Origin of the sequence: Panacibacter ginsenosidivorans, assembly GCF_007971225.1 — a bacterium.
GTDB lineage: Bacteria > Bacteroidota > Bacteroidia > Chitinophagales > Chitinophagaceae > Panacibacter > Panacibacter ginsenosidivorans.
In genome coordinates this window covers 1,872,333-1,884,743 of sequence record NZ_CP042435.1, presented here as the reverse complement: position 1 = coordinate 1,884,743, position 12,411 = coordinate 1,872,333, and the positions used below count along the sequence as shown (strand labels likewise).

Here is a 12,411-nt window from a genome sequence, read left to right as displayed (position 1 = left end):
GTGTACGAGGTTGTTGTCAGAAAATCGTCATAAACGAAATCATGCCTTTATTTTTGTGGTATGACAAAGGCCACAAAACTTATTCCTGCGCTGATTATCCTGCTTGCTTCCTGTAATAGTGGTACCGGTAACACTGACGTTAAAGATTCCATAGTACAGGCTGCAAAACCATACCCTGACTATGTGCAGGATTTGTTTGATGGGGTGAAGCAACATCCCGATAGTGTTGGCCTTCGTCTAAAACTTGCCACAGCTTTGGATAGTGTTGGTGCCTTTAAAATAGCATTGCAACAAATGGATAGCCTGATTGAAAAAGACACTGTTAATTATGGGCTATGGTTTACCAAAGGTCGTATTGCTGAAGATGCAGGCGATACACTGCTTGCAATGAAAAGTTACGATAAGGCCTTGCGCATCTATCCTTCTGCCGATGCCATGCTTGGGCTTGCTAATCTTTATGCTGAACAAAAAAATGAAAGAGCACTGCTGATATGCACACAGGTTAAGCGTTTGGGGCTAGGCCGCGAATACGACGCACATGCAGATTTTATTTCAGGTGTTTACAATGCAAGAACGGGCAACAGGGAAAAAGCACAGGATTTTTTTGATGACTGTATCGCCAATGATTATACTTATATGGAAGCATATATCGAGAAAGGACTTATTTACTATGATAATAAACAATACAATGAAGCATTGAATGTGTTTAAATTTGCTTCAACAGTAAATGCGTTGGATTCAGATCCATACTACTGGCAGGGCAGGTGTTTTGAAATGATGAATATAAAAGACAGTGCGGTATTGCGTTTTAAGCAGGCATTAAGTCTCGATAAAGATGATAAACAAATACAGGAAGCATTAAAGAGAGTTGAGTAAAGGTGAACAGTGTTCAATGAACAAAGAATAATAATAAACCACAAACTAAATAAATGGCAATAGTAGCACCATCATTTTTAGCTTCGAACTTTTTGAGACTGGAAGAAGCATGTAACATGGTAAACAGCAGTGAAGCTGAGTGGTTTCATCTTGATGTGATGGATGGCGTGTTTGTGCCCAATATTAGTTTTGGCTTGCCTGTTATAGAACACATACGCAAAACAACTAAAAAGATCTGCGATGTTCATTTGATGATAGTTGATCCGGGCAAATATGCAGAAGCATTTAAGAAAGCAGGTGCAGATGTTTTAACGGTGCACATAGAAGCCTGCCCCAATCTTCACCGGAATATACAGCAGATAAAAGAACTTGGTATGAAAGCAGGTGTTGCTGTAAACCCGCATACGCCGGTAAGTTTGCTCAAAGATATTTTACAGGATGTTGATGTGGTAAATCTGATGAGCGTTAACCCTGGTTTTGGTGGACAAAAATTTATTCCACACACCATGCATAAGATCCGCGAAGTAAAACAAATGATCCTCGACCGAGGTCTTGATACACTTATAGAAATTGATGGCGGTGTAACTATGGAAAACGCTGCAGAGATCGTTGCTGCAGGCACCGATGTGCTTGTTGCAGGAAGTACGGTGTTTAATGCAAAAGACCCCCATGCTGTAATTGCCGCACTAAAAAAATTACATTGATTTTTTTGTACCAGGCTTTAGGAATACTATTAAGCTTTGGTTGCGTCGCACACTTGTACTGAATAATATAATTCAAAAATAAAAATTCAAAATTGAGTGTTTATTGTTTTGACTTTTTAATTTTGAATTTTTATTTCAAAGTTCCAAACGTACAAGTGAGTGACACAACGGACGATGCTATGAAAAGCCAAAAGCTTGTACATAAAAAATAATCTCTTTATTAAAATCAATTCATTCGCATATCCACATATTTGCACATCCGCACATTTCCCTATCTTCAAAGCCCAAATAAACTGCATGCTTAAAGAATGGTATAAGGGTGTTTTTCTTGTTGTTTTTTGCTTTGGCGCAATGTGTGTGGCTGCACAGAAGAAAGTTGCATCTATTAGTGGTAAAGTGATTGATGAAAACGATAAAACCATCAGCGGTGTAATTGTGCAGGTATTAAATATTGCAAAGAATACAATCACAAACGATTCAGGTTATTTTAAAATAGAGGTACAATCTAATAAAGCGGTAGCGCTTGTTTTTAGTTTTACAGGTTATGCCAGTGTGCAAAAAAATTTTTACCTGAGTGTTGGAGAAGAAGAAAAAGTGACGATCAAATTACAGCACTCCGTAAAAGAATTGCAGGGGGTTACTGTAACAGATCAAAGGGACCGCAGGCAACCCGGACTTATAAATATCGATGCATCAAAAGCATTGTTGAATCCTTCGCCAATCGGCGGTATAGAAGGATTAATAAAATTTTTTGTTGGCAGTAATAATGAACTTACCTCTCAATATTCTGTGCGTGGTGGCAGTTATGATGAGAATCTTGTTTATGTAAACGACTTTGAAGTATATCGTCCATATCTTACAAGAAGCGGTCAGCAGGAAGGCTTAAGTTTTATAAATCCTGAATTAACCAGTGGTGTAAAATTTTATAACGGTGGATTTTCTGCAAAGTATGGTGATAAGATGAGTTCAGTCCTGGATGTGACTTATAAAAAACCTGTGCGCAATGGTGGTTCTGCATATTTTGGTTTGCTTGAACAAGGTTTCCATTTGGAAGGTGTCGCAAAAAATAATAAGGTCACTTATTTGATTGGTGTACGCAACAGAACTAATCAGAATTTAGTGAGCAGCCAGGAAACAAAAGGAAATTATATTCCCTCGTCTGCTGACCTGCAAACATTGATCACATGGCAGGCTTCAACAAAATGGAAGCTTGAAGCATTAGCTAATTTATCACAAACAAAATTTAGCTTAACACCAACCGAAAGTCAATTGACTGCTGCAGTATTCTCTCCATTGTTTTCTCAAAATCTTGGTCTCGATATTTTCTTTGAAGGGCATGAGAAAGATAAATACAGCACCAATTTTGTTGGACTAACTGCAATTAATCAACCTACAAAAAGATTGCAATTAAAATGGATGCTTGGTTATTTCAATGATTATGAAGAAGAGAACATTGATATAACAGGCGCTTATTTATTTGGCGAAAGAGACTATGATCCTGTTACCGGGCAAAGCGGTGCAGTAATAAATCCGCTGGGTGCCGGTATTAACCAGACATATGCAAGAAACAAACTCAATATTAATGTATGGAGTGCTTCGCATAAAGGCAGTTTGGATAAAGGCAGAAATTTTTTGCAGTGGGGTAATACCATCGAAAGACAACTTGTAAATGATAAGCTGCACGAATGGGTGTATAATGATTCTGCAGGTTATTCATTGCCGTATAATCCGGGTAATTTTAATCTCTTTAGTTCTCTTAACAACAATGCAGATTTTGGTATTACGCGATTCAGTGGATATATTCAAGATAACATTCGTTTCCACGATTCATCAGGTTTTATTCTTAATGCCGGCATCCGATATAATTACAATACACTGAATAAAGAATTTCTTGTTTCACCGCGTTTGGGTTTTTCTTTCAAGCCAAAGAATTGGGAGAAAGATATTATTATTCGTGGTGCTGCGGGTGTGTATGTGCAGCCACCTTTCTATCGCGAAATGCGACGATATGACGGCAGCATTAATTATGATCTTAAATCGCAGAAGAGTTACCAGGTAACATTTGGTTTTGATAACAACTTTAAATTATTTCAGCGCCCGGCAAGATTTACAACCGAAGCGTATTATAAACACATGACCGATGTGGTGCCTTATGATATTGATAATGTCCGTTTGCGTTATTATGGTACCAACAACGCAAAAGCTTATGCAGCGGGCATTGAAGCAAGGCTGTTTGGCGAGATTGTTAAAGATGCAGAGAGCTGGATAAGTCTTGGCTTCATGCGTACAAAAGAAGATATTGATAACGATCAATACACCACTTATAAAAATGCGGCAGGTGAAATAATTGGTCCAAATACAACGGATAAAATTCCTGCAGACAGTGCTGTAAATAGTATTGGTTATTTGCGCAGACCAACTGATCGTCTTGTAACTTTTGGTATGTTCTTCCAGGATTATTTAAGCACTAACAAAAATTTCAAAGTATATTTTAGTACGTTGTTTGGCAGCAACATGCCATTCAATATTCCCGGCAGTACACGTTACCGCAATGCTTTGGAGATACCACCATACATTCGTGTTGATCTTGGTTTCAGTACACAGTTACTTGGGCAAGAAAGCAAGCGCCGTGGTCATTCGCCATTCCGCAACTTCGAAAATATCTGGGCTTCGCTGGAAATATTTAATGTGGTTGATCGTGCCAATACCATCAGCTATCAGCTCATCAAAGATTTTTCAAACAACACTTTTGCCATGCCCAATCGTTTAACGCCACGATTACTGAATTTTAAAATTGTAGCGAAGTGGTGATGGAATATTTTTTTACCGGCTTTTGATTTTCATGGCATCACCTGTTGTGTCACTCACTTCAAGGTTCCTTTTTCAATTAAGCTCATTCAAAATTTCAATGATCGTTTTATAAACTTTCATTAATTCATCTTTGGTAATACAATAAGGCGGCATAATATAAACAGTGTTACCAAGTGGTCTTATATAAACACCTTTTGCCAATGCTTTTTCTGTAATAACACTGCTGATATTATTTAAGTATTCATCTTTGCCCAACGCAATTTCAAAAGCAAGAATAGTTCCCAAACAGCTTACATTCCTGCAAATAAGATGGTACCCATTTATGATTCGCTCCCTGAATATTTCATTTTCTTTTGTAAGCCATTTAATAGCTTCATGGGTTTGTGGTTGCTCTAAAAGGTACATGCTTGCCAATGCTGCTGTACAAGCCAAAGGATTTGCAGTAAATGAATGCCCGTGAAAAAAAGTTTTGAGTTTATCATCATTTACATAAGCATTGTAAATTTTTTCATTACAGGCTGTAACACCGAGAGCCATTGTGCCACCCGTTAATCCTTTGCTTAAACAAATAATGTCTGGTTTTTGATTCATGTATTCACTTGCAAAGATTTTTCCTGTGCGCCCAAAGCCAGTCATCACTTCATCAGCAATGCAAATAATGTCGTGCTGTTTTACAGTGCTAAGCAATTCATTCATCAGGTAATCATCATACATTTTCATGCCGCCTGCCCCTTGCACCAATGGCTCGTATATGAATGCTGCGATTTCATTGGCATGTTTATGAACGATTGCTTTCGTGTCGTCAATGTTATCTCCGGTTGGTGTATCAATAAAAATTACTTCAAACAAAAGGTCGTGAAATGCAAGGGTGAAAACACTTCTGTCGCTAACACTCATTGCGCCGAAAGTATCTCCATGATAAGAATTTTTGAAGGCAAGGATTTTATTTTTTCTTTCTTGTTTCGTGTTTCCTGTTCCTTCATTTTGATTCCACCAATATTGTATTGCCATCTTCAACGCCACTTCTGTTGAGGTAGAACCATTGTCACTATAAAATATTTTGGAAAAACCTTCTGGCAATAAGTTGATCAATCGTTCTGCAAGATCAACAGCAGGTTGGTGTGTAAAGCCTGCAAAAATCACCTGTTCCAATTGCAAAGCCTGCTTGTATAATTTTTCTGCAATGTATGGATGTGCATGTCCATGTAATGTAACCCACCAGCTGCTGATAGCATCTACATAACTATTTCCCTTATCGTCGTATAATAATGCTCCTTTTCCTTTTACTATGGGAATAGGTATTACCATATTTTTTTGCGGTGTAAAAGGATGCCATATATATTTCCTGTCGCGTTCTGTTAATTGCATGCGCAAATGTAATGTGTGACAAGCTAATCAATACATATTAAGCTTATGTTGTGTCACTCACTTGTACATTCGGAACTATGCTGGGCATTCAACAAAGCGTACAAGAGTGCGACGCAACGGAAGTCTAATAGTAATTAAACAGCCGGGCTCATAATTGTTTTCTTTCTTCTGAATTTAGATATAATCCATTTTACAAACAATGCAATGACAGTTGTGAGAAACGCATAGAGACAAGCATAACCAAACGCATCACCAATGATATTATAGATTGTGTTTACATGAGTAATTGGAATATCTGCGATCAACAACTTTTCCTCTGGTGTAAAATAATCATGACTTGCAATTATTTTTCCGCGATAATCTGCAGCAATGCTTAAGCCTCCATTCACCTGACGAAAAATAGAATTTCCGTTTTCAATTGCCCTGTACACTGCGGCATTGCTGTGATAAGGGGAGATTGCTTTCCAATCTCCTGAAGGCAGCAGCAACAAACCAGATTTTTGTTTGCCCAACTGCTGCATGAGCGAAGGGAAATCTGCATCGTAACAAATAGAAGTGGAAATATTTCCGTAATCCGTTTTTATTAACGGGATAACGCCATCGCCGGGTTTACTTGGCTCTATGCCTGGCACAGGTTTGTTTTTGAAAAGTGTGTTTTGAATAATGCCATTATGATCTATATAAACGGCTTTATTCTCCATGAACTTTTTGCCTGAGGTTATTTTGCCGGTTTCAATAGACGCCATTGCTATCAACAGGTCTACGTTATTTTCCTTTGCAAAATTTTGTGAACGGGTAATGAATGATCGTTCATTACCTTTCCAGGTTATCACGCTGCCTTCGCTCCATTCGATAATTTTTGCCCCCTGGTCCGCTGCTTTTTTTGAAAGCGCAAACAAACTGTCGTAAATGTTTGAAAGGGTTTGTAATGTTATTTTAAATTTTGTACTATCCGGGTGTTCTATAAAAGGTATCAAAGAAAGTTGTGCCTGTTGTAGATCCGGAGAAACAGGAGAGCTGGCTGGATCTATGTGAATGCTTTTTCTGTTTACGTCTTTATATAATGCTTCAAGAAAAGGAATTGTGTTAACAGTAATGCCTGCAACTTTTACACTATTTGAGGACTGATCATTGCCGTAATACCTAATAGCCCCGGTTGTAAGAACAATAAATAATATAGAAGGAAAAACGAATGCAGTTTTGCCAAAAGGTTTTTTAACCATCAATAAATTCACTAACCAGCCTGTATAGGAAGCAAACCAATATACTAAAAAACTAATTCCCCAAATGCCTGTAACGGAAGCTAATTGATTCAACCAACTAAACTCAAACTGCGTGTTTACAATAGAACTCCATGCCCCCCAAGGTCCAAATGAACTGATAAATTCAAAAGCTGTATAGGTAATTGGAAAAATAAGTGTTGCCCAAAATGAATTGCTCTTTTTTGTAATGACCTTATCCAATACAAAAGGCAATGACTTAAAAATGCTATTCAATAAAACAAAAATGATCAGCCCTGCACCTGGGATAGGGACTACTTCATAAAAGGCGATGATCTGGGAAATGACCAGTACTGATAATACCCAAAGAAATTTTCTTTTAAAATCACTGAAATGGTAAAACAAAAGTAAGGCTGCGGGCCCTGTCCATGCGCAAATTGGAAAAAGCCATTTGGGCGAAATGAAAATAAAACTGGAGAAGCCTGTAATCAATAAAATTAAACTGTAAAAATTGGAGATCTTTTTTGCAGATGCATTTTCAAGCTGTATCATAATAATTTTTTTGCAGCTCAAAATTGCTATTAGCGACAGGTGATTTTCGCCCGACTTTGCGAACCCGAACGAAAAAATCCGTTCGACTTTAAGCAAACGCAATACCGGAAAGGGTTACACCGTAGTGTTCGTCTTTTTGAATTCGCTGGGAGTAAGCCCTGTATATTTTTTAAAAAGCGTATTGAATGAAGATTTGGAATTGAAGCCCACTTTATACAAAACTTCAAGCACAGTTATTTTTTTATCATCGGGATTAGAAAGTAATCGTTTGGCTTCTTCTATCCTGTAACGATTTATAAAATCAAAGAAATTCTGATTAAGACATTCATTAATGACCTGTGAAAGTATCCTTGGTTTTATTTTCAGCATATCTGCCAGTTCTTCAAGTGTTAATTGTGGCTCGAGATAAGGCTGCTGCTGTTGCATGTAATTAATCAAAAGCATTTTTATATTTTCTTTTTCTATATCCGAAAGTGTAGAACCAGCATACCGTGAAGCAGGTTTTTCTGGCTCTACGTTTTCTTTTTCTTTTATTATTTCCGTTTCGCCTTCTATAATGCCATCGAATATGGTTGGTTGTTGCAGAGCTTTAAATAGAACCCTGTTTATGAAAAGAAAAATAGCTATGATGATCAATGTAAGCGTTACATTAAAATAATGCATTAATGGTGTTAATGTGATAAAAGAATTGAGCAGACCAATTCCAATTACGATCATAAAAAGCACTACAGTTGAATAAAGCCAATCAAGGTTAATTTTATTAACGGCTGAAAAGTGATTACTAATAGCTTTCCGGTAGTTTCTTATCTGTAAAAGCGAAAAAAAGGCATAAGAAAAGAATTGTATATATAATAATATACCGACTATATAAAGAACAGCGGGCATCTCCTGCTTGACGGCCGAGCTTAATATAAACCTTTTCATGTCGCTTGATTGTGTATGGTAACTTATTATGGCAAACACTACAAAAACAAAAAAGGGCGCCGCATGTAAAACATCTCTAGCCTTCAACCTGAAATTTTTATAAATCACACTTCTTGTATATAGATAAAGCAATGGCCCGAACAGCAAACTGAAATTGTTACCAATAAATGCAAACGAAGGATGATCAAAATAAGCATTCCGTAAGATCAGTATGCCGTCAGTAAAGTTGAAACAAATTGCCAGGAAAAAACTTGCCAGTAAAATATTGCTCAACCGCTTTCCTTTAGTATAAGAAAAAAGAAATACAGCAAGAAAGAGTAATTGAAAAATTATAATGATTGATAATATGTCAGTAAATCCAAAATTCATAATCAATAACTGAAGAAAGATACTGTAAGATTTATTGTAAAATGTCGGCAGGCAGGCGTTAAGTACAAATTTCTGGATTTCAGGTGCATTTCGTTGTGGCATCGTCCCTTGCTACGCTCAGTTCAACGTTGTATCATTGGGCATCTTTAGCAAGCTGGTTATACTTTTTTCTAACAAAATTTCATCATTGGCCAGCAAAATGGGTATAGGTTTTATAAAAAACAGGTTATTTTCGCTTTCTTTTTCCACAAAACGGGGAAAAATTATTCTGAAATTTTCTTTATTCAGTTGCAAACTTCTATCTTTGCGCTCCCAAAAATTATGTCAAAACAATCATTGATCAAACAGGACGGCGTTATTTTAGAGGCTCTTAGCAACGCTATGTTCAAAGTTAAACTACAGAATGGTCATGAGATTCTGGCAACAATTTCGGGGAAAATGAGGATGAATTACATAAGGATACTTCCAGGTGATAAAGTGGGTGTGGAGATGAGTCCTTATGATCTAAGCAGGGGCAGAATTATATTCAGGTATAAATAAGGCTGACAGCTTATGCTGAAAGCTGAAAGCTAAATTTTAAAGTCATGAAAGTCAGAGCATCAGTAAAAAAACGCAGCGTCGATTGCAAGATCGTTCGTCGTAAAGGCAAGCTGTACATCATTAACAAAAAGAATCCACGCTTTAAGCAAAGACAAGGATAGAACCTGTTAATGTAAAAAGTAAATCAAAAAAAATCAGAAATTAATACACTATGGCCCGTATTGCCGGTATAGACTTACCAAAGAATAAAAGAGGCGAAATTGGTTTAACCTATATTTTCGGAATAGGTCGCTCTACAGCTCGTTATATACTTGATACTGCTGGTATCAGCTATGATAAGAAAGTGAATGAGTGGAACGATGATGAGCTTGCAGCTATCCGTAATCTCATTACAAACGAATTCAAGGTAGAAGGTCAGTTACGCAGTGAAGTGCAAATGAGCATTAAGCGTTTGCTTGATATTGCCTGCTACCGTGGTCTTCGTCATCGTAAAGGATTGCCAGTTCGTGGCCAGCGTACTCGTACCAACAGCCGTACAAGAAAAGGTAAACGTAAAACTGTTGCCGGTAAAAAGAAGGCACCTAAGAAATAAAAAATTGCAAATAAGCAGTCCCGATCTGTATCGGGATTGTTTTTTTGCGTTTTCATATAAAGCCGCTGGATAGTTCTCCGCAATAAGCGCAGAAAAGGAGGGGCTTGATTTTATAACAAGAAGATTACCTCAAAAAAGAATCATGGCAAAACCAGTTAAAGCACAGAACAGCGCTAAAGCCGCTGCCAAAAAAAGGATCGTAAAAGTTGATGCACATGGCGATGCGCACATCAATGCAACTTTCAACAATATTATTATTGCGCTTACCAACAAGCATGGCCAAGTTATAAGCTGGTCGTCTGCAGGTAAAATGGGTTTCAGGGGTTCCAAGAAAAATACTCCATACGCTGCACAAATGGCTGCTGCTGATGCTGCAAAAGTAGCTTCAGAAGCAGGTTTGAGAAGAGTAGATGTATTTGTAAAAGGTCCTGGTGCCGGTCGTGAAAGTGCTATCCGTGGATTAGCACAAAATGGCATTGAAGTATCAATGATCAAAGACGTTACACCTTTACCACATAATGGTTGTCGCCCTCCAAAGAAACGTAGAGTATAATTTGAGATTAATATCTCATTTTTCATAAACGGGTGTACAATTCATTTTAAGATTTTTACTGATTGTACATCGTCAACAAAAAATCAAACATTAAAAGATTATGGCACGTTACAACGGTCCGAAAACCAAGATCAGCCGCAAATTCGGCGAACCAATTCTTGGTAATGGCAAGTGGTTAGACAAGAATAGCAACCCTCCGGGTCAGCACGGCGCAGCAAAGAAGCGCAAGACCTTGGGAGAATATGCATTGCAGTTAAAAGAAAAGCAAAAAGCAAAATACACTTATGGTGTATTAGAGCGCCAGTTCCGCAATACATTTGAAGAAGCTGCACGAATTAAAGGTGTTACAGGTGAAAATCTCATCAAATTACTTGAAGCTCGTTTGGATAATACAGTTTTTCGCTTAGGTATAGCTCCTTCACGTCCTGCGGCACGCCAGTTAGTTAGTCACAAACACGTTACAGTAAATGGAGATGTTGTTAATATCCCTTCTTACCAATTGAAAGCCGGTGACATCATCGGCCTTAAAGAAAAGAGTGGTGCTAACAGTTCTCTTACCAGCGTGATCCGCGGAAAGAATCCAAAGTTCAGCTGGCTGGATTGGAATGATACTGAGAAACAAGGTACTTTCATTACTTACCCTGAAAGGGAAAGTGTTCCTGAAAACATCAAGGAACAACTGATCGTAGAGTTGTACTCTAAATAGTGAGTGCTGAATAGTGAGTTGAAAGTACAGGAGTGCGACGCAACGGAAGTAACATAAGAAGTACCGAAGTTGGGTACACAACAGAAAAAAATCTTCGACCGTAAAAAGTTGAATTAACAAGCAAAATAAAAACCCAAGTTTTAATATGGCCATATTAAACTTTCAGAAGCCAGACAAGATCGTTTTACAGAAAGCAACCGATTTTGAAGGCCAGTTTGAGTTTCGTCCTTTGGAGCCAGGTTATGGCTTAACTATTGGTAACGCATTGCGCAGGGTGTTACTGAATAGTTTGGAAGGATATGCCCTCACCGGAATGAAAATTGAAGGTGTGGACCATGAGTTTGCAACCATCAAAGGTGTTACAGAAGATGTAACAGAAATGATCCTGAACTTAAAACAGGTTCGTTTTCGTAAAAAAGTTGACCATGATGTGGTTAACGAAAAAGTTTTACTGAGTGTAAAAGGTAAAACAGAATTTACTGCAGCTATGATTGGGGAAGGAACACAGAGTTTCGAGGTGATGAACCCTGAGCTGGTGATCTGTACCATGGATACTTCTGCAAGATTGGATATTGAATTAACTATCGGCCGTGGCCGTGGTTATATTCCATCCGAAGAGAACAAAGTTAAAGATGCTCCTTTTGGATATATTCCTATTGATTCAATTCATACTCCTATTAAAAATGTGAAGTATGCAGTTGAAAACTATCGTGTGGAACAAAGAACTGACTACGAAAAATTAGTGCTTGATGTTGCTACAGATGGTACTATTCATCCTGAAGATGCTGTAAAGCAGGCTTCAAGAATATTGATCCAGCATTTGATGATCATCACTGATGAGAACATCACATTCGACAATAAAGAAGACAAGAAAGAAGATGTAGTTGACGAGCAGGTCCTTCAATTACGTAAAGTATTGAAGACACCACTTGAAGACTTAGATCTTTCTGTACGTGCCTTCAACTGTTTGAAAGCAGCTAAGATCAATTCTTTAAGCGAACTGGTACAGTACGAACAGGAAGACCTGATGAAGTTCCGCAACTTTGGTCAGAAATCTTTAAGCGAAATCGAACAGGTACTTAGTGAAAGAGGCTTACACTTCGGTATGGATCTCGGAAAGTTAGGTCTTGATGATCTGGATAGATAATTAAGCATGTTGAGCTTTTAGCTCGCATATTCATAACAGTCTTGTAATT

General features: G+C 37.8%; 12 protein-coding genes. 9 read left to right on the top strand and 3 right to left on the bottom strand.

What is annotated here, in order from left to right:
• The first annotated feature begins 60 nt into the window (after positions 1-60).
• The 3 genes from FRZ67_RS07810 (at position 61) to FRZ67_RS07800 (ending at position 4,391) form a co-directional block, all read left to right on the top strand.
• Entirely contained in the window at positions 61-876 is an 816-nt protein-coding gene (locus FRZ67_RS07810) for a tetratricopeptide repeat protein (RefSeq protein ID WP_147189011.1), read from the top strand.
• A 53-nt stretch (positions 877-929) separates the two neighbouring features.
• Positions 930-1,580, top strand: a complete 651-nt coding sequence (gene rpe / locus FRZ67_RS07805) for a ribulose-phosphate 3-epimerase (RefSeq protein ID WP_147189010.1) — start codon at positions 930-932, stop codon at positions 1,578-1,580.
• Between the two features lie 297 nt (positions 1,581-1,877).
• Entirely contained in the window at positions 1,878-4,391 is a 2,514-nt protein-coding gene (locus FRZ67_RS07800) for a TonB-dependent receptor (RefSeq protein WP_147189009.1), read from the top strand.
• Positions 4,392-4,463: 72 nt separating this feature from the next.
• On the opposite strand, the gene bioA is transcribed toward FRZ67_RS07800, so the two are convergent.
• From bioA to FRZ67_RS07785, 3 genes are all read right to left on the bottom strand, one after another.
• On the bottom strand, positions 4,464-5,759 hold the full coding sequence (bioA, locus tag FRZ67_RS07795) for an adenosylmethionine--8-amino-7-oxononanoate transaminase (RefSeq protein WP_147189008.1): 1,296 nt from the start codon (positions 5,757-5,759) through the stop codon (positions 4,464-4,466).
• Between the two features lie 134 nt (positions 5,760-5,893).
• A complete protein-coding gene (locus FRZ67_RS07790) occupies positions 5,894-7,531 on the bottom strand; it encodes a nitrilase-related carbon-nitrogen hydrolase (RefSeq protein ID WP_147189007.1) in 1,638 nt (545 codons plus the stop codon).
• Positions 7,532-7,645: 114 nt separating this feature from the next.
• On the bottom strand, positions 7,646-8,824 hold the full coding sequence (locus FRZ67_RS07785) for a helix-turn-helix domain-containing protein (RefSeq protein ID WP_158638328.1): 1,179 nt from the start codon (positions 8,822-8,824) through the stop codon (positions 7,646-7,648).
• Between the two features lie 321 nt (positions 8,825-9,145).
• Between FRZ67_RS07785 and infA the strand changes: the two genes are divergently transcribed.
• From infA to FRZ67_RS07755, 6 genes are all read left to right on the top strand, one after another.
• Complete coding sequence (gene infA, locus FRZ67_RS07780; RefSeq protein WP_147189005.1) at positions 9,146-9,364, top strand: translation initiation factor IF-1; 219 nt, start codon at positions 9,146-9,148, stop codon at positions 9,362-9,364.
• Positions 9,365-9,408: 44 nt separating this feature from the next.
• On the top strand, positions 9,409-9,525 hold the full coding sequence (gene ykgO, locus FRZ67_RS07775; RefSeq protein ID WP_146782672.1) for a type B 50S ribosomal protein L36: 117 nt from the start codon (positions 9,409-9,411) through the stop codon (positions 9,523-9,525).
• Positions 9,526-9,575: 50 nt separating this feature from the next.
• Positions 9,576-9,956, top strand: coding sequence for a 30S ribosomal protein S13 (rpsM, locus tag FRZ67_RS07770; RefSeq protein ID WP_147189004.1), 381 nt, complete (start codon positions 9,576-9,578; stop codon positions 9,954-9,956).
• A gap of 142 nt (positions 9,957-10,098) precedes the next feature.
• The gene (rpsK, locus tag FRZ67_RS07765) at positions 10,099-10,509 is read left to right on the top strand and encodes a 30S ribosomal protein S11 (protein WP_147189003.1); all 411 of its coding nucleotides are present in this window, start codon (positions 10,099-10,101) and stop codon (positions 10,507-10,509) included.
• Between the two features lie 100 nt (positions 10,510-10,609).
• A complete protein-coding gene (gene rpsD / locus FRZ67_RS07760; RefSeq protein ID WP_147189002.1) occupies positions 10,610-11,215 on the top strand; it encodes a 30S ribosomal protein S4 in 606 nt (201 codons plus the stop codon).
• A gap of 145 nt (positions 11,216-11,360) precedes the next feature.
• Positions 11,361-12,362 (top strand): DNA-directed RNA polymerase subunit alpha, encoded by a 1,002-nt coding sequence (locus tag FRZ67_RS07755; protein WP_147189001.1) that lies wholly within the window; start codon positions 11,361-11,363, stop codon positions 12,360-12,362.
• The last annotated feature ends 49 nt before the right edge of the window (positions 12,363-12,411 follow it).